The organism is Pseudomonas sp. CFBP 5748, from assembly GCF_053850495.1.
Genome location: NZ_JBSPTN010000009.1, coordinates 195,375 through 218,194, shown reverse-complemented (window position 1 = coordinate 218,194; position 22,820 = coordinate 195,375). Strand labels below are relative to the sequence as shown.

Genomic DNA, 22,820 nt, shown 5'->3' with positions numbered 1-22,820 from the left:
GATGAAAGTTCGTGCATCGGTGAAAAAGCTGTGCCGTAACTGCAAGATTATTCGCCGCGAAGGTGTTGTTCGGGTAATTTGCAGCGCGGAACCGCGTCACAAACAGCGCCAAGGCTGAGTGTGATTGTGCTTTAAGCCCGGCAGCTAGTGCGCTGCCGGGTTGATTATTTGTTATTACAGCGATATTATCTCGCGCCCTATTTCTTGGCTTCCGGGGCGTAGGTAGCTGTCAATTGGAGTCCCACTGAATGGCCCGTATTGCAGGCGTTAACATTCCAGATAACAAGCATACTGTTATCTCGCTGACCTACATCTATGGTGTTGGTCGCACTACTGCACAGAAAATTTGTGCAGTGACTGGGGTCAACCCAGCGGCAAAGATCAAAGATCTGAGCGACGAGCAGATTGAACAGCTGCGTGGCGAAGTGGCGAAGTTCACCACTGAAGGTGACCTGCGTCGCGAAATCAACATGAAAATCAAGCGCTTGATGGACCTCGGTTGCTATCGCGGTCTGCGTCATCGTCGTGGTCTGCCAGTACGCGGTCAGCGTACCAAGACCAACGCGCGTACCCGTAAAGGTCCGCGTAAGCCGATCCGCAAGTAATCGCCCCAGCGAATCGACAGGAATTTAATCATGGCAAAACCTGCTGCTCGTCCTCGTAAAAAAGTTAAAAAGACAGTGGTTGATGGCATCGCCCACATCCATGCTTCTTTTAACAACACCATCGTGACCATTACCGACCGTCAAGGTAACGCTCTTTCCTGGGCTACCTCCGGTGGTTCGGGTTTCCGCGGTTCCCGCAAGTCCACCCCGTTCGCTGCTCAAGTAGCTGCTGAGCGTGCTGGTCAAGCTGCGCTGGAATACGGCCTGAAAAACCTCGACGTCAATGTCAAAGGTCCAGGTCCAGGTCGTGAATCCGCAGTCCGCGCTTTGAACGGCTGTGGCTACAAGATCGCCAGCATCACCGACGTGACGCCAATCCCGCACAACGGGTGCCGTCCGCCGAAGAAGCGCCGCGTGTAATCCAGGAGATTGTAAAGAATGGCTCGTTACATTGGTCCAAAATGCAAACTCGCTCGTCGCGAAGGCACCGATCTCTTTCTGAAGAGCGGCGTGCGCGCGATCGAATCGAAGTGCAACATTGAAGCAGCACCTGGTATCCACGGCCAACGCCGCGGTCGCCAGTCCGATTACGGCACCCAACTGCGTGAAAAGCAGAAGGTCCGTCGTATCTACGGCGTTCTCGAGCGTCAATTCAGCGGCTACTACAAAGAAGCTGCTGGCAAGAAAGGTGCAACCGGCGAAAACCTGTTGCAACTGCTCGAATGCCGTCTGGACAACGTTGTATACCGTATGGGTTTCGGTTCTACTCGTGCCGAATCCCGTCAGCTGGTATCGCACAAGTCGATCAGCGTTAACGGTCAGACCGTAAACGTTCCGTCCTACCAGGTTCGTGCTGGTGACGTGGTTGCTGTTCGCGAGAAAGCAAAGAACCAACTTCGCATTGTCCAAGCTCTCGATCTGTGTGCCCAACGTGGCCGCGTAGAATGGGTAGAAGTAGACACTGAGAAGAAGTCGGGCGTTTTCAAGAACGTTCCTGCTCGCAGTGATCTGTCCGCCGACATCAACGAAAGCCTGATTGTCGAGCTCTACTCCAAGTAAGGGCTAGAAAATAGGTGCATCCATGCAGATTTCGGTAAATGAGTTCCTGACACCCCGCCATATTGATGTGCAGGTTGTCAGTCCAACCCGCGCCAAGATCACACTCGAGCCTCTCGAGCGTGGTTTCGGCCACACCCTGGGCAACGCGCTGCGCCGCATCCTGTTGTCCTCAATGCCCGGCTGTGCAGTAGTCGAGGCCGAGATTGACGGTGTGCTCCATGAGTACAGCGCCATCGAAGGCGTACAGGAAGACGTAATTGAAATCCTGTTGAACCTTAAAGGTCTGGCTATCAAGCTGCACGGTCGTGACGAAGTTACGCTGACCTTGTCGAAGAAGGGTTCGGGGGTGGTTACCGCTGCCGATATTCAGCTGGATCATGATGTCGAGATCGTTAACCCCGATCACGTAATCGCTAACCTGGCGTCTAACGGCGCCCTGAACATGAAGCTCACCGTAGCTCGTGGTCGTGGTTATGAACCGGCAGACTCGCGTCAGAGCGATGAAGACGAAAGCCGCAGCATCGGTCGCTTGCAGCTTGACTCTTCGTTCAGCCCGGTTCGCCGTATCGCATACGTGGTGGAAAACGCCCGTGTCGAACAGCGTACCAACCTGGACAAGCTGGTTATTGATCTGGAAACCAACGGTACCCTGGATCCTGAAGAGGCTATTCGCCGCGCTGCAACCATCCTGCAACAGCAGTTGGCTGCGTTCGTCGACCTCAAAGGTGACAGTGAGCCAGTGGTTGTCGAGCAGGAAGACGAGATCGATCCGATCCTGCTTCGCCCGGTTGACGATCTGGAACTGACTGTACGTTCGGCTAACTGCCTTAAGGCGGAAAACATCTACTACATCGGCGACCTGATTCAGCGTACCGAAGTAGAGCTGTTGAAGACTCCGAACCTTGGCAAGAAATCCTTGACTGAAATCAAGGACGTTCTGGCCTCCCGCGGTCTGTCCCTCGGCATGCGCCTCGACAACTGGCCGCCTGCAAGTCTTAAGAAGGACGACAAGGCGACTGCCTGATCGTCGTAATCACCGAACGTTGTGTTTGGTAAGGAATGAACCATGCGTCATCGTAAAAGTGGTCGTCACCTGAGCCGCACCAGCTCGCACCGCAAGGCCATGTTCCAAAACATGGCGGTGTCGCTGTTCGAGCACGAGCTGATCAAAACTACACTGCCGAAAGCCAAAGAACTGCGCCGCGTTGCTGAGCCGCTGATCACTTTGGCCAAGACAGACAGCCTGGCTAACCGCCGTCTGGCTTTCGACCGTACTCGCTCGAAAGCTATCGTTGGTAAGCTCTTCAACGACCTGGGCAAGCGTTACGCTACCCGTGAGGGTGGCTACCTGCGCATCCTCAAGTGCGGTTTCCGCGCTGGCGACAACGCGCCTATGGCGTACGTCGAGTTGGTTGATCGTGCTACTGCCGGCGAAGCTGTAAGCGCCGAGTAAGACGACAGTCTGTAACGAAGAACCGGGCCTAGTGCCCGGTTTTTTGTGGGCGTAAGAAAAGTCTATTCGTACAAGCTTCCACGGGAGAGGGGCGGCACTATGGGTGTTGGAGGTATTGGTAGTTATTTTCTATGGATGTCCGCAATTTAATGAATTTGTAGACGTCATGATTGTTGATCAATACTCCTTTCCAGCCGATTAGCCGGCAGTTTGAAGACCGACCTAGGAAGATTGAGCATGAGCCAGACCAAAACGCTTACGACCGCCAGCGGCGCTCCTGTCGCCGATAACCAGAATTCTCGCTCCGCCGGCCCGCGTGGCCCGTTGCTGCTCGATGATTTCCACCTGATCGAGAAGCTTGCTCACTTCAATCGCGAGAACATCCCCGAGCGTCGCGTGCACGCCAAGGGTTCGGGCGCCTATGGCACATTCACCGTCACCCGGGACATCACTCAATACACCAGCGCCAAGCTGTTCGAGTCTGTTGGCAAACAAACCCCAACCTTCCTGCGGTTTTCCACCGTGGGTGGTGAGCGTGGTTCGGCCGACACCGAACGCGATCCACGTGGTTTTGCCCTGAAGTTCTACACCGAGGAAGGAAACTGGGACATCGTTGGCAACAACACGCCGGTGTTCTTCATTCGCGATCCGTTGAAATTCCCGGATTTCATCCACACTCAGAAACGTCTGCCGCAAAGCAACCTGAAAAGCGCCCAGATGATGTGGGATTTCTGGTCGCACTCGCCTGAGGCGCTGCACCAGATCACTATTCTGTTCTCTGATCGTGGCATTCCTGACGGCTACCGTCACATGCACGGCTTCGGCAGCCATACCTATAGCCTGCTCAGTGCGCAGGGTGAGCGTCACTGGGTGAAGTGGCACTACAAAACCAAGCAAGGGATCAAGAACCTTGCGCCGGCCGAAGCCGCACGCCTGGCGGGTACCGATCCGGACTACGCCCAGCGTGACCTGTTCAATGCGATCGAGCGCGGTGAGTTCCCGAAATGGAGCGTCTGCATCCAGATCATGACCGAGGCTCAGGCCGCGGCCCATTACGAGAATCCGTTCGACGTGACCAAGACCTGGTCGCAGAAAGAGTTTCCGTTGATCGAAGTGGGTGAACTCGAACTCAACCGTAATCCGCTGAACTACTTTGCCGAAGTCGAGCAGGCGGCGTTCGGGCCGAGCAACATGGTACCGGGTGTTGGTCTCTCTCCCGACCGTATGCTGCAAGGTCGTGTATTCGCCTACGCCGATGCGCACCGCTACCGTGTTGGCACCAACCACCAGCAATTGCCGGTGAATGCCCCGCGCAGCCCGGTTAACAGCTACCAGCGCGACGGCGCCATGGCATTCGGCAGCAATGGTGGCGCAGCACCGAACTACGAGCCCAATAGCTTCGTGGAAGCGCCGAAGCAGGCTCCACGTTATGCGGAACCGGCATTGGCCCTCAGTGGTGCAGCGGATCGTTACGATCATCGTGAAGACACCGACTACTACAGCCACGCCGGTGCGCTGTTCCGCTTGATGAGCGATGAGCAGAAAGCCCTGCTGATCAGCAACATCGCCGGTGCGATGGGCGGTGTATCGGCGGATGTCGTTGACCGTCAACTGCAGCATTTCTTCAAGGCGGACGTCGCTTATGGAGAAGGTATCGCAAAGGCGTTGGGCGTACAGCTTAACTAAGTCTAAACGAGAAGCAGAACCGCCCTCATTAGGGCGGTTTTTGCGTTATTTAGCCTGGTTTTCTCGGATTTTCTTCGCTTTTATTGCGATGTCCCCGTGACCTTGCAGTCAGCTTGGTTCAAACTAGAGCCTTTCAAAGCTTGTGGAGATGTAGGGCGATGCAAGGTCACCCAGACGTAATCGATTACCTCAACACGCTGCTGACAGGCGAACTGGCAGCCCGTGATCAATATTTCATCCACTCGCGGATGTACGAGGATTGGGGTTTTACCGAGCTCTACGAACGTATCAACCATGAGATGGAAGAAGAGACGCAGCACGCCGATGCGCTGATGCGCCGGATCCTGATGCTTGAAGGCACACCGCGCATGCGTCCGGATGACCTGGACATCGGCGCCACCGTGCCTGACATGCTCGCCGCCGACCTGCGCCTGGAATACAAAGTCCGCGCGGCGCTGTGCAAAGGCATTGAACTCTGCGAGCAGCACAACGACTACGTGACTCGCGAGATCCTGCGCATTCAGCTCAACGATACCGAAGAAGACCATACCTACTGGCTGGAGAAGCAGTTGGGCTTGATCAAGTTGATCGGGTTGGAGAACTACCTGCAGTCGCAGTTCTGACGCTCCCACAGAAAAACAAAAAGCCCCTGTCATTGATGAGATGACAGGGGCTTTTTCGTGTTCGGGGAGGAATCAGTCCCGATCACGCTCCAGCAACGGCTTGAGGTAGTAGCCGGTGTATGACTGCTTCATCTCGGCCACTTGCTCCGGTGTGCCTACCGCGATGATCTGACCGCCCTTGGAGCCGCCTTCCGGCCCCAGGTCCACCAGCCAGTCAGCGGTCTTGATCACATCCAGGTTGTGTTCGATCACCACCACGGTGTTGCCGTGGTCGCGCAGGCGATGCAGCACGTCGAGCAATTGCTGGATATCGGCGAAGTGCAGGCCAGTGGTCGGCTCGTCGAGGATGTACAGGGTCTTGCCGGTGTCGCGCTTGGACAGTTCACGGGACAACTTGACCCGCTGGGCCTCGCCGCCGGATAAGGTCGTTGCCGACTGCCCCAGCTTGATGTACGACAGGCCGACATCCATCAGCGTCTGGAGCTTGCGCGCCAGTGCCGGCACCGCGTCGAAGAACACCCGGGCTTCCTCGATGGTCATCTCGAGGGTTTCGTGGATGTTCTTGCCCTTGTACTTGATCTCCAGGGTTTCGCGGTTGTAGCGCTTGCTCTTGCACACGTCGCACGGCACGTAGATGTCCGGCAGGAAGTGCATCTCCACCTTGATCAGGCCATCGCCCTGGCAGGCTTCGCAGCGCCCGCCCTTGACGTTGAACGAGAAGCGACCAGGGCCGTAGCCCCGGGAGCGCGATTCCGGCACGCCGGCGAACAGTTCGCGGATCGGTGTGAACAGCCCGGTGTAGGTCGCCGGGTTGGAGCGCGGTGTACGACCGATCGGGCTCTGGTCGATATCGACGACCTTATCCAGGTGCTCCAGGCCCTTGATGCTGTCGTGGGCGGCAGCTTCCAGGGTGGTGGCGCCGTTGAGGGCCGTGGCGCTGAGGGGGAACAGGGTGTTGTTGATCAGCGTCGATTTGCCGGAGCCGGACACGCCGGTGACGCAGGTCAGCAGGCCAATCGGGATTTCCAGGTCAACGTTGCGCAAGTTGTTGCCACGGGCGCCCTTGAGGGTCAGCGACAGCTTCTTGTTGCGCGGTGTGCGCTTGGCCGGCACCTTGATCTTCACCCGGCCCGACAGGTATTTACCGGTCAGGGAATCGGGATGCGCCATGACCTCGGCAGCAGTGCCTTGGGCAACGATATGCCCGCCATGCACCCCCGCGCCCGGGCCGATGTCCACCACGTAATCGGCCAGGCGAATGGCGTCTTCATCGTGCTCGACCACGATCACCGTATTGCCGATGTCCCGCAGGTGCTTCAGGGTGCCGAGCAGTCGATCATTGTCCCGCTGGTGCAGGCCAATCGACGGCTCGTCGAGGATGTACATCACCCCGACCAGGCCAGCACCGATCTGGCTGGCCAGGCGGATACGCTGGGCTTCACCGCCGGACAAGGTGTCTGCGCTGCGATCGAGGGTCAGGTAATCCAGGCCGACGTTTACCAGAAACTGCAGGCGCTCGCGGATTTCCTTGAGGATCTTGTCGGCGATTTCTCCACGACGACCAGTGAGTTTCAAGCCGCCGAAGTAATCGGTGGCATCGCCGATCGGCAGGTTGGTCACCGCCGGCAAGGTCTTTTCGCCAACCCACACATGCCGCGCTTCGCGACGCAAGCGGGTGCCACGGCAATCGGGGCAGGGCTGGGTGCTGAGGAACTTGGCCAGCTCTTCGCGCACGCTCGCCGACTCGGTCTCGCGGTAGCGCCGCTCCAGGTTCGGCACGATGCCTTCGAACGGGTGGGAGCGTTTGACGATATCGCCGCGGTCGTTCAGGTATTTGAAGTCGACATTCTGCGAGCCGCTGCCATGCAGGATGAATTTCTGCTGGTCGGCGGGCAGTTCGTTGAACGGCTCGTCCAGGCTGAACTTGTAGTGGGCCGCCAGCGACCCAAGCATCTGGAAGTAATAGACGTTGCGCCTGTCCCAGCCGCGGATCGCGCCTTCGGCCAAGGTCAGTTCGCCGTTGACCAGGCGTTTGGTGTCGAAGAACTGCTTGACCCCCAGGCCATCGCAGGTCGGGCAGGCGCCGGCTGGGTTGTTGAAGGAAAACAGCTTGGGTTCCAGTTCGCTGATGGCATGACCGCAGATCGGGCAGGCGAAGCGCGCGGAGAAGATGATCTCTTCGCCGGGTTCGTCGTCCATCGGCGCCACCAGGGCGATGCCATCGGCCAGCTTCAGCGCCGTCTCGAAGGATTCGGCCAGGCGCTGTTGCAGGTCGGCGCGAACCTTGAAGCGGTCGACCACCACGTCGATCGAATGCTTCTTCTGTTTATCCAGCTTCGGCAGTTCGTCCAGCTCGCACAGCTTGCCGTTGACCCGGGCCCGCACGAAGCCCTGGGCGCGCAGTTCCTCGAAGACCATCAGGTGCTCGCCCTTGCGCTCGCGAATCACCGGCGCCAGCAGCATCAGCTTGCTGCCTTCCGGTTGCGCCAGCACCAGGTCGACCATCTGGCTGACGGTCTGGGCTTCCAGGGGAATGTCGTGGTCGGGGCAGCGGGGGATGCCCACTCGCGCATACAGCAGGCGCAGGTAGTCGTAGATCTCGGTGATGGTGCCGACTGTCGACCGTGGGTTATGGGAGGTCGACTTCTGTTCGATGGAGATCGCCGGCGACAGGCCTTCGATGGTGTCGACGTCGGGTTTTTCCATCATCGACAGGAACTGCCGGGCATAGGCCGACAGCGATTCGACATAGCGTCGCTGGCCTTCGGCGTACAGGGTGTCGAAGGCCAGGGATGATTTGCCGGATCCGGACAGGCCGGTGATGACGATCAGTTTGTCCCGTGGCAGGGTCAGGTCGATGTTCTTCAGGTTGTGGGTACGGGCCCCACGAATCAGGATCTTGTCCAAAGTGGCCTCGCTCGGCGGGCGTCGAAAACGTAGGAGTATACGGGCAAATACTGGATGGATGCACACTATTGAAAGTGAGTTTGCAGCCATACATGAAGACTGCGCGGCAAACGGTCGCCATATACCCTCTCAATCGATGGGACTGGTAGAATCGCCGCCGGTTCACATGAGGTTTTTCCATGCAAGATCCCCACAGCGAACACATGAGTAGCGGTGAGACCCGCGCGGCAAGCGGCCTTGCCCTGGTGTTCGCCTTCCGTATGCTGGGCATGTTCATGGTGTTGCCGGTGTTGGCGACCTATGGCATGGACCTGGCGGGCGCGACCCCGGCCCTCATCGGGTTGGCGATTGGCGCTTACGGCCTGACCCAGGCGATTTTCCAGATCCCGTTCGGGGTCATTTCCGACCGCATCGGCCGGCGTCCGGTGATCTACCTGGGGTTGATCGTCTTCGCCCTGGGCAGTGTGCTGGCGGCCAATGCCGATTCGATCTGGGGGGTGATCGCCGGACGAATCCTGCAAGGTGCCGGGGCTATTTCCGCCGCTGTCATGGCGCTGCTGTCGGACTTGACCCGCGAACAGCACCGGACCAAGGCCATGGCCATGATCGGCATGACAATCGGTCTGTCGTTCGCTGTCGCCATGGTGGTAGGCCCCTTGCTGACCCGTGCCTTTGGCTTGTCGGGGCTGTTCCTGGCCACCGGGGCCATGGCGCTGGTGGGCATCCTGATCGTGGCGTTCATGGTGCCGCACTCCACCGGGCCGTTGCAGCACCGCGAATCCGGGGTGGCCCGCCAGGCGCTGATCCCAACGCTCAAGCACCCGGATCTGCTGCGCCTGGACCTGGGCATTTTCGTGCTCCACGCCATGCTCATGTCCAGTTTCGTGGCCTTGCCCCTGGCGCTGGTGGAGAAAGCCGGCCTGCCCAAGGAGCAGCACTGGTGGGTGTACCTGACCGCGTTGCTGATTTCGTTCTTCGCCATGATCCCGTTCATCATCTATGGCGAGAAGCGACGCAAAATGAAACGAGTTTTGCTCGGCGCCGTCATGACGCTGATGCTCACTGAGCTATTCTTCTGGCAGTTCGGCGATAGCTTGCGGGCCCTGGTGATCGGCACGGTGGTGTTCTTCACCGCGTTCAATCTGCTGGAGGCATCGCTGCCGTCGCTGATCAGCAAGGTTTCACCGGCGGGCGGCAAAGGTACGGCGATGGGGGTTTACTCCACCAGCCAGTTCCTGGGTTCGGCGTTGGGCGGGATCCTCGGCGGCTGGCTGTTCCAGCATGGCGGTTTGTCGGTTGTGTTCCTGGGTTGCGCCGCGCTGGCTGCACTTTGGCTGCTTTTTGCTGTTACCATGCGCGAACCTCCCTATGTGACGAGCCTGCGCTTGCCCTTATCGCCCGAGGCGATTCGTGAGGCTGGCCTGACCGAGCGTCTGAAGGCCGTCGTTGGAGTAACCGATGCAGTGGTGGTCGCCGACGAGGCGGCCGTGTATATCAAACTCGACACCGAATTATTGGATCGCGCGACGCTCGAGCGCCTGGTGAATAACCCGGCCCCGACTACGTGCGAAGCCTAGGAGAACGTTATGGCCCGTGGGGTTAACAAAGTCATATTGGTCGGTACTTGCGGCCAGGATCCTGAGGTTCGCTACCTGCCCAACGGCAACGCCGTGACCAACCTGAGTCTGGCGACCAGCGAGCAGTGGACCGACAAGCAGACCGGCCAGAAGGTCGAGAAGACCGAATGGCACCGCGTGTCGATGTTCGGCAAAGTGGCGGAGATCGCCGGCGAATACCTGCGCAAAGGTTCGCAGGTGTACATCGAAGGCAAGCTGCAGACCCGCGAGTGGGAAAAAGACGGTATCAAGCGTTACACCACTGAAATCGTGGTCGACATGCAAGGCACCATGCAACTGCTGGGCGGCCGTCCACAGGGCGACCAACAGCAAGGTGGCAACAACTACCAGCAGTCGGCTCCGGCCCCGCGTCAGCAGGCGCCTCGTCCACAGTCGGCGCCACAGCCACAACGCGAGCGCCCGGCCCCGCAACAAGCCGCGCCGCAACCGGCTCCGGATTTCGACAGCTTTGATGACGATATTCCGTTCTAATTCCTACCTAAGACTATTTTGTAAAGTTTAGGCCTGAGACCCCCGCCATGCGGGGGTTTCGCGTTTTTGGCAGTGTAATCAGTCATAAATAATCTTCTGATAGACCGGCGTTTGCTTGGCGCTGTGCTTGATGCGTCGCACTGAGCTGCCGGTGATGAGTCGCCCACCGAGCAGAAGATTGCCACGAGGAGATCGCGGTTCGAAAAGCTGCTGTCTTAATACCCTTATCGCTTCTGCACCCAATTCATCGCGGGGCACGTGAAGCGTCGTGAGCGGTATATCGTTGATGTCCGCCAGGTTGAACCCGTCCATGCTCATCACTGAAACATCGTGAGGAACCCTCAGGCCAGCATTCTGGAGCGCTTTAACTGCCCCGGCTGCCATAAAGTCGCCCCCGGCCAGGATGGCAGTCGGTCGGTCTTCGGGTGCGCAGTTTTCCATGAAGGCCGCCACCTGCGCTTCAGATTCAGCACTGCCGAAACCTTCGGAAATTATTAGGTGTTTCGCTTCGACAAACTCGAGATTTTGCTCCTTCCATGCGTCACGAATTCCACGTATTCGAAGGTCCATCGTGTACCGCCTGAGACACTGGAGGGTCAGTACATTTCGATGGCCCATCTGAAATAGATAATTCATCGAATAATGACCGATTAAAAAGTGGTCGGGTGATATCGAGGGCAGGCGCATGCTGCGATCGATGCAGTTGATCAACACCGTCGGCTTGCTGAGGTCGGCCGCAAGTTGGTGTATGTGCGGATCATCAATACCAATCAGGATCGCCGCATCGGTGTCCTTCTGATTCATCTTTTCCAAAAACAATAATGCGTCGCTATCGACCTCTTCGAGCTCACAGTAGCGGACTCGAACATCATGCTGCGCGACCGCCTGCGTGATGCCCTGGATAACTTTGTAGTAGAAGATATCAGAGCGTACGTTGAAGGCCCGCGAGGGCGCGAAGAGGGTCAGCCCGTTGAGCAGGAAACGACCATGGGCGAGGTCTTCCATCACGCCCCTCTGACGAGCCGCCGCCAGCACTTTTTCTCTCGTCGCCGGGCGGGTATTTGATTTGCCTGCAAGCACCCGGGACACCGTCGCTATGGACAGGCCAGTCTGTGCCGCGATTTCAGCAATGTGTAATTTCCCCACCGCGGCTTATCCATTGAGACAATTTATGTAAAAGCTTTCATAGCAGAAAAGGGCCAGCAAGCCTAGCGTCCTTGGGTCTTTGCCGAGCCAGGGTGAAAGAGAATGTAAGTTTATACACGCTTACTTCTGTACGAGTCATGAGCCGTTGCCATAGCGTCAAGCCTCAAATAAAAACAAAACGCCGGAAAATCCGGCGACAGGCGAAGAATTGATGACTATCGATATCGAACGCAATGCTCGACTTTCGGCCAAGCGAACATTCATCCCACATCTGCGTTGGTGGATGCTTTCCCTGTTTTTGCTCGGCGTCACCGTAAACTACATAACCCGCAATTCATTAGGCATATTGGCGCCGGAACTAAAAACCACGTTCAACATGTCCACTGAACAATACTCGTGGGTGGTCGCTTCTTTCCAACTTGCCTATACCGTTTTCCAACCCATCTGCGGATGGCTGATCGATGCGATCGGGCTCAAGCTCGGCTTTGTGGTATGCGCTGTCATATGGTCGGTGATGTGCCTTCTGCATGCCGGGGCCGCGAGTTGGGTGCATCTGGCGATTTTGCGTTTTTTTATGGGCGCTTCGGAGGCTGCGGCTACACCAGCCAATGCCAAGGCGATAGGGGATTGGTTTCCAAAAAAAGAACGACCTATCGCCGCAGGTTGGGCAGGGGTTGGCTTTTCCTTGGGGGCCATGCTCGCCCCTCCCATTATCTATCTGGCTCATGTGTCTCTGGGCTGGCAGGGCGCATTTCTAATCTCCGGGGGGATCGGCCTGGTCTGGGCCGCCGTCTGGGCATGGCTCTACCACGCCCCCAATATCCACCCGCGCTTATCGCCCAATGAGTTGAAGCATATCCAACAAGACGGCGAAAAAATCGGCCAGCAAATGCCCTTTTTTAAAGCGTTGAAAAAGATTGGCCGGGACAAGCGGTTTTACGGTATCGCGCTTCCCGCCTTCATGGCAGAACCGGCATGGGCGGTCATGAGTTTTTGGGTGCCGCTGTATCTGGCCAACGAAAGAGGAATGGACCTTAAGCAAATCGTACTGTTTGCCTGGGTTCCGTTTCTGGCCGCGGACTTGGGCAGTATCGCCAGCGGTTATCTGTCACGCGCTTACCATCGTTTTTTCAAATGCACCCGGGTGAACTCGATAGTCGCCAGTTCAATCACCGGCGCGTTCCTGATGTTTTCGTTGGCCGTGATGACTCAGGTGCAAGACCCCTATGTTGCGATTGCGCTTATTTCAGTCGGCGGTTTTGGCCACCAGATTATTTCTTGCATGTTAAGTGCGCTGGTCGTCGAAACGTTTGATCGGGATGAGTTGGCGACGGTTAACGGAATGCGAGGCTCCTGTGCCTGGATTGCCAGCTTTATTTTCTCGCTGATCATCGGTGTCAGCGTGGACAAAATAGGATTCAACCCATTGTTCATTGCAATGGGGCTCTTTGATTTTATAGGTGCGTTTTTCATGATCTTGTTTATCGCAGACAGAGCGTCCAAACCTAAAGCGGTGCGTGCACAATGAAATCACTTAAAGTCTGGACGTTACAGGCCCAGGAAAAAGGTTATATCGAGCTGCTGGTTGAGGGCCGACATCTATTCCGAATCTATATTCTTGAAGACGGTTTGGCGCGTGTTCTGCTTCTGCGTGCAGGGGCGTTGGCACTGGATCGGACCTGGAGCATTGCACCCCGGGAGGACGTCGCCTGGGAGGGCCGGTCCCGCGAGTCGGTAGCGGATTTCTCTTTGCCCGCGTACCGGGTCGAAGCGTTTCAGGACCGGTTGGTGCTCACCACCAAAAAACTCCGCATCACTGTGAATCAGCCGCTGTGGTTACAGTGGGAATACCATGATGGCCAGCGCTGGAAGCCGTTGGTCTCGGATCGGCCCACCGGTGCCTATTCGCTTGACGCTCATGGTGAAGGCCTGGAGCACTACCAGCTTCGCGCGCCCGAACATCGCTACTACGGGCTCGGCGAAAAAACCGGCGACTTGAACCGCACCGGCCGGCGTTTTGAAATGCGTAACCTGGATGCAATGGGATATGACGCTGCGAGCACCGACCCGCTGTACAAGCACATTCCTTTTGTCATCACGCACCAGGAACACGCCAGCTTCGGGATGTTTTATGACAACCTGAACACCAGCCTGTTTGATCTGGGTAACGAGCTGGATAATTATCACCGGCCCTATCGTCGGTACAAAGCGGAGGCCGGCGACCTCGACTACTGGGTACTGGCAGGCCCGCGCATACTGGATGTGACAAAGGCTTTCGTTCGCCTGACCGGACGCACCTTGTTTCTACCTAAATGGAGCCTGGGCTACAGCGGCTCAACCATGCGTTACACCGATGCCGAAAATGCCCAGGAACAGTTGCTGGAGTTTCTTGATCTGTGCCGTCGGCACGATATTCCCTGTGACTCTTTTCAACTGTCATCCGGGTACACCTCCATTGGCGAAAAACGCTATGTGTTCAACTGGAACCATGAAAAAGTCCCGGACCCCAAGGCGCTTGCCCAGGCCTACCGTGATGCCGGCGTCAGACTGATTGCCAACATAAAGCCTTGTCTCCTGCAGGACCACCCGCGCTACGCCGAGGTGGCCAATCAAAAGATGTTCATTACCGACTCTGAACACGACAGGCCAGAGCGGTCGGTCTTCTGGGACGATGAGGGCTCTCATCTGGACTTCACCAACCCGGACACTGTCAGTTGGTGGCAATCAAATGTCAGGTCACAGCTTTTGGAACTGGGCATTGAATCTACGTGGAACGATAACAATGAATTCGAAGTGTGGGATGGCGAGGCGCGCTGCCAAGGCTTCGGGCGCGAGATAGCCATCAAACATATCCGGCCCGTCATGGCATTGCTGATGATGAGAGCGTCTTTAGAGGCACAACAGCGCTTCTCACCGTCAGAGCGGCCCTACCTCATCTCACGCTCAGGTTGCGCCGGCATGCAGCGCTATGTTCAGACCTGGAGCGGTGATAACCGAACCAACTGGAAAACACTCCGCTACAACACCCGCATGGGCCTGGGCATGAGCCTGTCGGGGTTGTACAACGTGGGGCATGACGTGGGTGGGTTCTCCGGTAATAAACCGGACCCCGAACTGTTTGTCCGTTGGGTCCAGAATGGTGTGATGCACCCGCGCTTCACCATTCACTCCTGGAACGACGATGGCACCGTCAATGAGCCATGGATGCATCCAACGGTCACCGATGCGGTCCGTGACGCTATTGCGCTCAGATACAGGTTGATGCCTTATTTCTATACCTTGCTGTGGCAAGCCAGTCACGAAGATGAGCCCATTTTGCGCCCCACGTTTCTTGACCACGAGCACGACTTTCAAACGTTCGAGGAAAACGACGAGTTCCTTCTGGGCCGAGACGTTCTCGTCGCCAGCGTGGTAGAGGAGGGCGCACGCGAGCGCGAGGTGTGGCTGCCCCTGAACGCGACAGGATGGTGCGACTGGCATACCGGTGGCTGGTACGAAGGCGGCCAATACGTTTCTCTGGATGCGCCTTTGGAACGTTTGCCATTGTTGGTGCGAGGGGGCGCTGCGATAGCGACCGGTGAGTGCCACAAGCTTAATGATCCCTCGCTTGATCGGCGTCGCGAGCTGGTGATTTTTCCTGCACCTTCAGGCACCTCCAGCGGCGTGTTATTTGAAGATGACGGCATCAGTCATGGCTGGAAAAACGGCAATAGCCTGGTGATCAGATGGACCATTGAATATGGCCTGGACTTCATTGATTTGAAGATCTCTAAAACAGGGGATTTTTGTCCGGCGTGGGAGCAGCTCGAGGTGTCCTTGAAGGGAACGGATGCGAGAACCCTGAGAATCAACGGCCATAGCGACTGCGCTTTAACGTTGGCCGACATTGCGGAGCATGAACTTCATTGATCCCCTGAGAAGTCTTGCCCTCCCAGTCCGGGAGGGCAGGTTCAAGGGGCATCGGAGGCTTTCATCTCTCCTAAGAACCGTGCATACGAGTTTCCCTGCCTCGGCTCACAAATCCAGATCCAATACCTCCTGCATCCTCTCGCCAATCGACTGTCTCAACCACGCGGCATGGAACGCCATGTCCCGCACGGTTACATCCCCAAACCGCAGTGCGATCGGCTTGCCATTGGCCCCGGCGAAGCACACCTCAAAGTGACAAACATTGGCGGAAGCGGTCGTTATGTAAGGCCGGATGGAATGGATGTCGCTGTACGGCACGCATTCTTCGGTGCTTTGTCGGGCACGGCGGCGCTGGGTGAAGGTGAGGCGTTGCTGGCGCTCGTCAAAGCAGAAACCGAGCACTTCAGGCGCACAGGCGAGCCATTTGAGGATGCAGACGGCCACGAATGTGCTGATGAACATGAGCGTTAAAAACAGGGGATCTTCGATCACTCTTGTATGAATGGGCGACAGGCTTTGTCCGACATGAAACAGCTTCATCGATAGGACTGCCAGTCCGTAGACCGGCAAGGCCAGCAATACCGCCACGGCGTACAGCATGGTGCCCAGGTATCCCGGCCTGGGTACGTCGCTTGAGCAATCCCAAGTAGGCGGATGCCGTGGCGCTGATGCGGCGGTGTCGGTCGGGAAGGGGGAGTCGACCAGGCGCGGCGGGCGTTTGCGTTTCATGCGGCAGGCTCTTGGTAAAATACCAGGCCATTCTTATCGTTATTCCTCAGGCACGCCTAGGTAAAAAACAGTTCGCCCGAGGTTGGGTTCTTCCTGGCCCCGCCAATCCAGGTTTTTCTGCCTGACCTGCCGTGCCGCCATCTTCACGGCCGATAATTCGCCGGTAATTCATGGCGCGTCGGCGTTTTTTCTTCGTGATAGTGCGGTTTGCCATGAGGGGAGCTCATCAATGTCGAGTTGGCCAGGATCGTCTCGGTCAGCAAACAGTCCTCACCTTCCCCGAACCAGCAAGCCAACGCCGAATTTCGATTGCCATGCATGTCCACGACGGCCGGCCAGTTTTCGACGCCGTGGGCGTCACTGGGGGCAATGTCGGGATAATGCTTGGGTGGCAGAACCAGCGCATCACCGGGCCGCAGCCACAGGTCAGCCAGATAAATCTCCCTGGACCCAGGCCGCCAGCGGGCGACGCTGATCACCAGCGGCAAACGTCCATAGCGGGAAAAAAACGCGTGGGGAAAGTTGTGGTATTCGAGGTCGGTCGGGTTGTACGTCAGCAGCTCGCGCTGACGTGTCGGGCCCAGGTAGGGCGACTGGTGACCCGCCCATTTACCGTAGGTGTATTGGCCCAGAATCAGTTGGTCGTACTCGAAACGCAGGCATTCGCCGTTGCCGAGCAGAGTCATGCCGAAGGCCTGCGCCGTTTCCCGGGTTGCCCAGATCGGCTCGTAGTGCACTTCGCTGGCGTGGAAATCGAACGTCTTGATCCAGTAGGAACCGCTGTTCGTTGGAACCTCACGCTCCCTCCAACTGATGCCGGAGTAGCGAGTGCCCAGGGATAGGGCCGGGTCCTCGGGGCTGAGGGGGATCAGGTTGCCACGCACCTGGGCACTCGGCTGTGCCAGCCCGTGGTCGTTGAACAGATAGGGGAAGCGACGGGGATCGAGCGCTGTTTCCACGCCGTCGCCGATAAAGGGAACACAGTTGAAGACTTGCATCGGGTAGGTACCACGCACGCAACAGGGCTACAGGGAATGGCAATCCAAACCTGTGGGAGCGAGCTCCCACAGGGGGATAACTGCCTGGTATCAACTATACGGACGATGCGGCTCGCGCAACCAATCCATGCCGTGAGGCTGGCGCCACGGCCGGACGGCGGCGCGCTTTTCCACCTGGGTCAGGCACAAGGCGTCCATCCAGTAGTAGACCATCAACAGGTGAAACACCTCATCGCCGCGCCGGTCCCAAATGACATCGTCCTGCTGGCGACCCGGCTCGATGGGCTTGAGCCGGCAGTCGCCCTGGTCGTGCATGCCCTGCAAGCAGGCTCCCGTCTCGTAATTGATCAACAGGACCGGGTGGTTGATTTCCGGATAGGGTTTTTCCAGCTCGGGCATGTACCAGAATTGCCCGGGGTTGTGCCTGTCCGGCGTTTGCATGGCAATACGGGTTTTGTTTTGCGAATCGACCGCCAGTGCCGGTTTATCGCCAGTATTGTTACGCACGATGTACAGCGCGGTGCGAGGGTCTTGCTCGGTCTTTTCCGTTTTTACCAGCTTGACCTTGCCGAACGAGTCGTGGGCAAGGCGCGCCTTGATCTTCACCGTTGGGTTGAGATCCTTGCCTGCCTGGCCAAAACCGGCAATGAGCCCGTCGACACCGGGCGCCTCGAAGTCATTGCCCGCCAGCACATAAGTCAGGCCGGACAACGGGTTGGGTTGCATGTGCTTGGTCAGCGTTTCCCAGCGCTTGAGCGAAACGTCACTGGCGCCATTGGACAGCAGGGCTTCACGCATGGCGTACCCCGGGTAGTAGCGTGAGTCGCGAGGCCAGCGCTCGGTGGCCAGGAGCAATTTATGCCCGCTTTTTTGTCTCAGCAGCAGGGCCAGTGCATCCCAGAACTGGTCAAATTCCGCGGTAGACGCAGTCGCTGCGGGCGGGTAGTGAAAGCTCTCGGTGGTTTCCTTGCTTTTGTTGTCGACGAACACCATTCGCAAGGCCGGGCCGGTTGCCGTGCCCTTGGGGGTGGTTTGCCGTCCGGAGCGGCCGAGGACAACCACCGACTCTTGCCAAGTCCCTTCAATTTCCGTCTTGTAGCTGGTGTACCACTGATAGGCCTGCTCCAGTGCCGTACGGGTCTCGCCTTCCTTGACGAAGCGATAGACCGGCGCGATTTTCAACTCCACGACCGTGGGATCGTCAGGCAGCGATTCACGCCACTTGCCGAACTCCGCGTTGCAGTTGCTGGGGTCCACTGCATTGAAACCGATGGCGTGCGTACCGCCCTGGGTGGTCAGGTTGGCGTTGCGATGGGCGATGTTTTTCTTGACCGTTTCCGAGATCGACGTCGTCGCGCTGCCGCTGACAAATGCGCCGTATTCAGCCTTGACCATCGCATCGAGGGTGTTGGTCTGGCTGAGGAAGCTCTTGAGTGCGGTCATCGCATAGTTAAGCGAGCCGCCGACGGTCACTTCGCTGACGATATCGGTGCCAAAGTCGACGAGGAAGTTGAAAAACGGCGTCGGGTTGCGTGGATCGAAGGCCTTGGGCAACTCATCGATGCGCGCCTTGAAGTTGTCAGTCGCATTGGCTGGGTTGACTTCGAATGTCAGTTTCCATAACCGCACCGTGTGACTGTAGAGCGCGGCTTCGCGCTCTTCGAGCGTCTTGAGGTCGCTGCCGAAGGTGGCTTTGAAACCGGCGGAAAAGGCACCGTATTTACCGGCGGCTTCGACACTCGACTGGGTATGTCTTTCGTACTCGTCGCGGGAGGAAAATGTCTCGGTTGAGGAGTTGTCATTGGCCACGACAGTGGACATGGTGACGTTTTTCCCCACGTTATAAGCCGTTTTCCGGTACGGCACGGCACGTTTGCCCGACTCGGTATCGCCGACCTTCTGGCATTCCTTGCTGTCGCCGGCCCAATCGAGCCGGTTCAGGCCGCGCCCCAGCAGCTGCGAGCCGCCGATATCCCGCAGGTCGTTGCTGGCATTGTCCTTCAGTCCATCGTTCATTGCCCTTCTCCCATCGTTCAGGTTGTATCAATCGGTTCCAATTGATGGGCTCAGTATCTGAAGGCCGGTGATAACCCGACAGTCCAGAGCGGTGTCAGTCCGGTATCAGTTTGGTATCAGGCAAAATGCCATCTTTCCGTTAACCCCGCAGATGCACAGGAGTACACTCGAACGCGCTGCCGTTGCCTCGATCTCGGGGGAGCGCTGTCATCAATATCGGATTGTGCATTCATCGGCGTGCCTGGCCAGGGTGGAAGGGCTATCGACATGGACTCCAGACACAACTCGTCTCCTGCCCTATCCAAGCGCGATGCCTCGGTGTCCGACGGCCGTGTCCTGCTCGACGCGGTATTGTTGAAAGGGTTGCGCAAACAGCATGGCCTGAGCCAGGAAACCCTGGCCGAGGCTTGCCTGAACCGGCGCCTGTGTGTGTCGATCGCTTCCATCAAGCGCGCCGAAACCGGCAAGCCGGTGCTTTACCGCACAGCCCGTCACCTGGCGGCGGCCTTTGGGGTCGATGTGAGTGGGCTGTTGGGAGACCCAGTCTCGCGGGCCCTGGTGCAAATCGAACAGACGATGACTGAGTTGCACGAGACGGCCTTGGCACAACAGGTGCTGAAACGGGCCGATGACGCCGTTATCCGCTATGTACTGGAACTGTCCTTTGGCGTCGATGTGCAGCCAGAGGCGACTGCCGCGGCACTCGTGGATGAAATTGAGCGCCTGGTCCGCCAGTTCGGCGGTGTTTCACTGGGTATGACCCAGGATGTGGTGATCGCCCAGTTCGGTTCTCCCCAGGCATATCGCAGCGACAGCGAGCGGGGCCTGCTATGCGCGCTGGCGCTGAGCCGGGAGCAATTCGTGAAGCCAGGACACGCCTTGCTGCTGCGGCTCGTGCGCCTGAGTACCGAGACGCCGGAGCCGCACGCCGACGCCGTCTTGCTCGCGCAACAGCCACTGTCGGAGCGTCATGGCCACGCGCCGGTCTACGTTGCGCAGAACCTGCTCGAACAACTCGCTGAACGGTTTGAGTTTTCGCCCTCCAACGATGAGTTCAGCGCCTATCGAAAATGCCTGCGCCTGCGCAACCTCGACGAAAACGCGCCTCGTCCATTGGTGGGGCGGGCTATTGAGTTGTTGCAGTTCAAGGGCGTGATCGAGGCCACCCAGGAATGCCAGGACGGGCATGTGGTCTACGTGCGCGGCATGGCGGGCATTGGCAAGACCCGCCTGGTCAGCGAATTTATCGAAATGGCCCGGCAGCGTGGGTTTGTCTGTCATCGCGGCGAAGTGCTGGATTTTGGCATGGACAACAGCCTCTGGCCCTTGGGGCAGTTGGTGAGCAGCCTGCTCAGCCTGGGCGGGTCGCTCCCGATCAGCGCCACGCTGCTGGAGACTGCGCTGTCGCGCCTGAAAGTGGCTGCCGAGCATCGCATGTTTCTCCACGTGCTGACGGGCGTGTCGTCTACCGAGCCGCCCACCCTGTACGCCGCGATGAGCAACCAGGCCCGCAGCCAAGGGTTGTTCCAGGCCTTGCTTGAAGTGTTGCTGAGAATGGCGGTGCAACAACCCTTGGTGATCTGTCTAGAAGACTTGCATTGGGGCGACTCTGCGCTGTTTGCGCTGCTGGGCAAGCTGCTCAACGCCACGGACGAAGCGCCAGTTGTCTGGTTGCTGACGTCACGTCCCGAAGGCGACTCGCTGGAAAGTGAAATCCGCGCACACTCTTCCACCCCCATGAGCCTGCTCGACATTGCGCCGATCCGGGCACGTGAGGCCACCGTCCTGGCGGATCAATTCACTGATGTCGATCCGCGCTACCGGGCCGAGTGCGTTACACGCGCCCAGGGCAATCCGCTGTACCTGACGCAGTTGCTGTCGAGCCAGGAGGGTGTTTTCCCCGACAGCCTGCGGCATCTGGTCCAGACCCGTTTTGACAAGTTGGCCCCCGATCAGCGTCGCGCCCTGCGTTACGCCGCTGTCCTGGGCAATCGCTTCGAACTCACGCTCTGGCGCGAGGCGCTGGGGCAACCCGACTATCTTCCGACGGCAGACATGCGCCAGGGGCTGGTGCGGGAAGTGGAGCCAGGGAGCTATCTGTTTGTCCACGATCTGGTCATGCACTGTCTCTACGACGCGATACCCACGATGGTTCGTGAACAGTTGCACCGCGAGGTGGCGAACCTGTATCGCGAGCGTGACCGGTCGCTCCATGCCCAGCATCTGCTTCGGGCCAACGATCCGGCGGCGTTCGACGCGCTGCTGGCCGCCATGGGCGAAAAGCGCCTGGCGTGTCAGTACGACAGTGTCCTGGCGTTGGCGCGTCAATGCGCAGTGTTTGTCGAACGAGCGCGGACCCATTTCCCCCTTGCCCTGTTGTGCGGCCAGGCGTGTTCAGGCCTGGGCCAGACCGTTGACGCACGGGAGCATTTTCAGCGGGCGCTGGTATTGGCCGAGCAACCGCAAGATCGGATCGAGTCCGCGCTGGGACTGGCGGCGGTGCTCAATACACTCGATTGCCTGGACGAGGAAGAGCGCCTGATCGAAGACATGCTGCCCATCGCCCGGGCCATGCAGGCGCACACGGCACTGGCCCGATTGCATCAACTGCGCGGCAACATCTATTTCCCGCGCGGCGACTATGCCGAGTGTCGCCGACTGCATGAGGAGGCCTTGTCCTTTGCGCGTATCGGTGGGCATCGGGAAACCGAGGCCAGGGCCTTGAGTGGGATCGGTGATTCGTACTACGCACAAGGCCGTATGCAGACCGCCTACGAGGTTTTCGATCAATGCGTGCGCCTGTGCGAGCGCAACGGGCTGGTGCACGTGGAGGCGGGTAATCGCAGCGCGCGTGGATCGGCGCGGGTTTATCTGGGCCAGCCGGAGCAGGCGTTGCGCGACGCGATGGATGCCATCGAATGCAGCGCCAGGATCGGCAATCATCGAGCGGAAGTCTTCTCGCGGCTGACCGCTGCCTGGGTCTTGGTGGCGAGCGGTCAGGACGTGTCGGCGGAACAGGAGCTGGCCCTCGCGCTGGAGCTTGCGCGTAACCTGGGGGCCAGCCGTTTCGAGGCGATCCTGCTGGAAGGGCTGGCGCGGGTGGCCTTGCGCCAGGGCCAGCGCGAGTTGGCGCAGACGTTGATCATGGACGCGGCAAGTCTGGTTGAGCGCTTCGAGCTACAGCGTTACATCGGGCCTTGGGTCTATGGCAGCCTGGCGTTGATGGTCGACGATCCAGCGCTCAGCCAGCAGGCCTTGTTGAAAGGGGAGACTCAGCTTACCCAGGCCTGCCTGGCCCACAACGCGTTGCGCTTTCGAGTGGCCGCCGCTGAAACCTGTCTGCTGGCGGGGAATGTCGAACAGGCGATCTGGCACGGGCAACAGATGGCGGCATTGCCCGAGTCCGCGTCGTGCGCCTGGGTCAGTCATCATGTGCGGGTGATCGATGTGGCCGGGCAGTGGTTGCGTGGCGCCGATCAAGGGCGTGGGGAGCCATTGCGAGGGCTTCAACACGAAGCCCGGCAGATGGGGTTTGTGGCGACAATGCCGAGGTTGCTGCAGGTTCTGACTGCCTGAGCAGA

General features: G+C 58.4%; 18 protein-coding genes. 13 read left to right on the top strand and 5 right to left on the bottom strand.

Annotation, left to right across the window (positions count from 1 at the left end):
- The first annotated feature begins 1 nt into the window (after window position 1).
- The 8 genes from rpmJ (at window position 2) to bfr (ending at window position 5,426) form a co-directional block, all read left to right on the top strand.
- On the top strand, window positions 2-118 hold the full coding sequence (gene rpmJ, locus ACWNZ1_RS21365) for a 50S ribosomal protein L36 (RefSeq protein WP_002555468.1): 117 nt from the start codon (window positions 2-4) through the stop codon (window positions 116-118).
- Window positions 119-248: 130 nt separating this feature from the next.
- On the top strand, window positions 249-605 hold the full coding sequence (gene rpsM / locus ACWNZ1_RS21360; RefSeq protein ID WP_003186020.1) for a 30S ribosomal protein S13: 357 nt from the start codon (window positions 249-251) through the stop codon (window positions 603-605).
- A 30-nt stretch (window positions 606-635) separates the two neighbouring features.
- The gene (gene rpsK, locus ACWNZ1_RS21355; RefSeq protein WP_002555466.1) at window positions 636-1,025 is read left to right on the top strand and encodes a 30S ribosomal protein S11; all 390 of its coding nucleotides are present in this window, start codon (window positions 636-638) and stop codon (window positions 1,023-1,025) included.
- A gap of 18 nt (window positions 1,026-1,043) precedes the next feature.
- The gene (rpsD, locus tag ACWNZ1_RS21350) at window positions 1,044-1,664 is read left to right on the top strand and encodes a 30S ribosomal protein S4 (RefSeq protein WP_003176404.1); all 621 of its coding nucleotides are present in this window, start codon (window positions 1,044-1,046) and stop codon (window positions 1,662-1,664) included.
- Between the two features lie 22 nt (window positions 1,665-1,686).
- A complete protein-coding gene (locus tag ACWNZ1_RS21345) occupies window positions 1,687-2,688 on the top strand; it encodes a DNA-directed RNA polymerase subunit alpha (protein ID WP_003186012.1) in 1,002 nt (333 codons plus the stop codon).
- 42 nt (window positions 2,689-2,730) lie between these two features.
- Window positions 2,731-3,117 (top strand): 50S ribosomal protein L17, encoded by a 387-nt coding sequence (rplQ, locus tag ACWNZ1_RS21340; protein ID WP_003176402.1) that lies wholly within the window; start codon window positions 2,731-2,733, stop codon window positions 3,115-3,117.
- Window positions 3,118-3,354: 237 nt separating this feature from the next.
- On the top strand, window positions 3,355-4,803 hold the full coding sequence (locus ACWNZ1_RS21335) for a catalase (RefSeq protein WP_135847429.1): 1,449 nt from the start codon (window positions 3,355-3,357) through the stop codon (window positions 4,801-4,803).
- A gap of 158 nt (window positions 4,804-4,961) precedes the next feature.
- Window positions 4,962-5,426 carry a bacterioferritin gene (gene bfr / locus ACWNZ1_RS21330; RefSeq protein WP_135847428.1) on the top strand — a complete coding sequence of 155 codons (465 nt, stop codon included), beginning with the start codon at window positions 4,962-4,964 and terminating at the stop codon, window positions 5,424-5,426.
- Between the two features lie 72 nt (window positions 5,427-5,498).
- On the opposite strand, the gene uvrA is transcribed toward bfr, so the two are convergent.
- Entirely contained in the window at window positions 5,499-8,333 is a 2,835-nt protein-coding gene (uvrA, locus tag ACWNZ1_RS21325) for an excinuclease ABC subunit UvrA (protein ID WP_135847427.1), read from the bottom strand.
- Between the two features lie 179 nt (window positions 8,334-8,512).
- Here uvrA and ACWNZ1_RS21320 point away from each other — a divergent pair, with 179 nt between their 5' ends.
- Window positions 8,513-9,910, top strand: coding sequence for an MFS transporter (locus ACWNZ1_RS21320; protein WP_135847426.1), 1,398 nt, complete (start codon window positions 8,513-8,515; stop codon window positions 9,908-9,910).
- 9 nt (window positions 9,911-9,919) lie between these two features.
- The gene (locus tag ACWNZ1_RS21315) at window positions 9,920-10,441 is read left to right on the top strand and encodes a single-stranded DNA-binding protein (RefSeq protein WP_003206078.1); all 522 of its coding nucleotides are present in this window, start codon (window positions 9,920-9,922) and stop codon (window positions 10,439-10,441) included.
- Window positions 10,442-10,519: 78 nt separating this feature from the next.
- Here the strand turns inward: ACWNZ1_RS21315 and ACWNZ1_RS21310 are convergent, their stop codons facing one another.
- Window positions 10,520-11,587 (bottom strand): LacI family DNA-binding transcriptional regulator, encoded by a 1,068-nt coding sequence (locus ACWNZ1_RS21310; protein WP_256453842.1) that lies wholly within the window; start codon window positions 11,585-11,587, stop codon window positions 10,520-10,522.
- Between the two features lie 211 nt (window positions 11,588-11,798).
- On the opposite strand from ACWNZ1_RS21310, the gene ACWNZ1_RS21305 reads away from it, so the two are divergent.
- A complete protein-coding gene (locus ACWNZ1_RS21305) occupies window positions 11,799-13,115 on the top strand; it encodes an MFS transporter (protein WP_135847424.1) in 1,317 nt (438 codons plus the stop codon).
- Entirely contained in the window at window positions 13,112-15,496 is a 2,385-nt protein-coding gene (locus tag ACWNZ1_RS21300) for a glycoside hydrolase family 31 protein (protein ID WP_256453841.1), read from the top strand. Before ACWNZ1_RS21305 ends, ACWNZ1_RS21300 begins: the two co-directional genes overlap by 4 nt.
- A 105-nt stretch (window positions 15,497-15,601) precedes the next feature.
- Here the strand turns inward: ACWNZ1_RS21300 and ACWNZ1_RS21295 are convergent, their stop codons facing one another.
- The 3 genes from ACWNZ1_RS21295 to ACWNZ1_RS21285 all read right to left on the bottom strand — a co-directional run bounded on the left by ACWNZ1_RS21295 (window position 15,602) and on the right by ACWNZ1_RS21285 (window position 19,239).
- A complete protein-coding gene (locus tag ACWNZ1_RS21295) occupies window positions 15,602-16,225 on the bottom strand; it encodes a hypothetical protein (protein ID WP_280944437.1) in 624 nt (207 codons plus the stop codon).
- A gap of 143 nt (window positions 16,226-16,368) precedes the next feature.
- Window positions 16,369-17,223, bottom strand: coding sequence for a hypothetical protein (locus ACWNZ1_RS21290; RefSeq protein ID WP_456027882.1), 855 nt, complete (start codon window positions 17,221-17,223; stop codon window positions 16,369-16,371).
- Window positions 17,224-17,313: 90 nt separating this feature from the next.
- On the bottom strand, window positions 17,314-19,239 hold the full coding sequence (locus ACWNZ1_RS21285) for an MAC/perforin domain-containing protein (RefSeq protein ID WP_456027881.1): 1,926 nt from the start codon (window positions 19,237-19,239) through the stop codon (window positions 17,314-17,316).
- A 267-nt stretch (window positions 19,240-19,506) separates the two neighbouring features.
- Between ACWNZ1_RS21285 and ACWNZ1_RS21280 the strand changes: the two genes are divergently transcribed.
- Window positions 19,507-22,815, top strand: a complete 3,309-nt coding sequence (locus ACWNZ1_RS21280) for an ATP-binding protein (RefSeq protein ID WP_456027880.1) — start codon at window positions 19,507-19,509, stop codon at window positions 22,813-22,815.
- Window positions 22,816-22,820 lie beyond the last annotated feature (5 nt).

Bases quoted from the DNA above. Each gene is read 5' to 3' on its own strand.
- ACWNZ1_RS21285 (WP_456027881.1), bottom strand. From the start codon at position 19,239: ATGAACGATGGACTGAAGGACAATGCCAGCAACGACCTGCGGGATATC.
- ACWNZ1_RS21295 (WP_280944437.1), bottom strand. From the start codon at position 16,225: ATGAAACGCAAACGCCCGCCGCGCCTGGTCGACTCCCCCTTCCCGACC.
- rplQ (WP_003176402.1), top strand. From the start codon at position 2,731: ATGCGTCATCGTAAAAGTGGTCGTCACCTGAGCCGCACCAGCTCGCAC.
- ACWNZ1_RS21320 (WP_135847426.1), top strand. From the start codon at position 8,513: ATGCAAGATCCCCACAGCGAACACATGAGTAGCGGTGAGACCCGCGCG.
- rpsD (WP_003176404.1), top strand. From the start codon at position 1,044: ATGGCTCGTTACATTGGTCCAAAATGCAAACTCGCTCGTCGCGAAGGC.
- ACWNZ1_RS21290 (WP_456027882.1), bottom strand. From the start codon at position 17,223: ATGCAAGTCTTCAACTGTGTTCCCTTTATCGGCGACGGCGTGGAAACA.
- ACWNZ1_RS21335 (WP_135847429.1), top strand. From the start codon at position 3,355: ATGAGCCAGACCAAAACGCTTACGACCGCCAGCGGCGCTCCTGTCGCC.
- ACWNZ1_RS21345 (WP_003186012.1), top strand. From the start codon at position 1,687: ATGCAGATTTCGGTAAATGAGTTCCTGACACCCCGCCATATTGATGTG.
- bfr (WP_135847428.1), top strand. From the start codon at position 4,962: ATGCAAGGTCACCCAGACGTAATCGATTACCTCAACACGCTGCTGACA.
- ACWNZ1_RS21315 (WP_003206078.1), top strand. From the start codon at position 9,920: ATGGCCCGTGGGGTTAACAAAGTCATATTGGTCGGTACTTGCGGCCAG.
- rpsM (WP_003186020.1), top strand. From the start codon at position 249: ATGGCCCGTATTGCAGGCGTTAACATTCCAGATAACAAGCATACTGTT.
- rpmJ (WP_002555468.1), top strand. From the start codon at position 2: ATGAAAGTTCGTGCATCGGTGAAAAAGCTGTGCCGTAACTGCAAGATT.
- rpsK (WP_002555466.1), top strand. From the start codon at position 636: ATGGCAAAACCTGCTGCTCGTCCTCGTAAAAAAGTTAAAAAGACAGTG.
- ACWNZ1_RS21300 (WP_256453841.1), top strand. From the start codon at position 13,112: ATGAAATCACTTAAAGTCTGGACGTTACAGGCCCAGGAAAAAGGTTAT.
- ACWNZ1_RS21305 (WP_135847424.1), top strand. From the start codon at position 11,799: ATGACTATCGATATCGAACGCAATGCTCGACTTTCGGCCAAGCGAACA.
- ACWNZ1_RS21280 (WP_456027880.1), top strand. From the start codon at position 19,507: ATGGACTCCAGACACAACTCGTCTCCTGCCCTATCCAAGCGCGATGCC.